Below are 503 nucleotides of genomic sequence, written 5' to 3' on the forward strand. Positions count from 1 at the left end.
TGGCAGGGTTTCAGCATTACCCGATGAGACATGCTCACCTGATCCGGTGTTGGGGATACCGGCCATAGCCAGAAACTCATCAATGGTCATGCTGCGGTCTTCGGTCTTGCGTTTCCACGGCCACATATCACAACCCCGCCAGATAAGCCCAATGAGAGCGCAGATCCACCAGCTCCGGGTGTTGGGTCAGCAGTGAACGTTTGGCGATCTGAATGTCGGTTTCACGGTAGGCCGGTAAGCTGGTCACGGTGATTTCGCGCAGCTCGGCGGCCAGCACGGTACGGACATACGGCTGCTGGGTACTGTCCCACTGATCCTTCAAGGCACGGAACCCGAAGGACATGCCGGAAATGTCGCCACGCTCAACCAGGGTCAGCACATCGCGACCCAGTTGGGTATCGGGTGGGGTCAGCTCAAAACGCAAGCCGGTGGCGTCTTCACTCAATACCAGGGTGCCGGAGGTATTGCGACCCAGCAGTGCGGTATAGTCATGCTCGTACAGA

The 503-nt window shown here is 58.1% G+C and carries 1 protein-coding gene and 1 pseudogene; both read right to left on the minus strand.

What is annotated here, in order from left to right; all coding sequences use genetic code 11:
• A pseudogene (locus ACKWMY_RS28310) lies at positions 1–126 on the minus strand (phage portal protein); the annotation flags it as partial.
• Position 127: 1 nt separating this feature from the next.
• Positions 128–503 (minus strand): HK97 family phage prohead protease (locus ACKWMY_RS28315; protein ID WP_409487561.1); only part of this gene is annotated, 376 nt, incomplete at its 5' end.

Source organism: Serratia sp. J2, assembly GCF_046269175.1.
GTDB classification, from domain to species: domain Bacteria; phylum Pseudomonadota; class Gammaproteobacteria; order Enterobacterales; family Enterobacteriaceae; genus Chania; species Chania fonticola_C.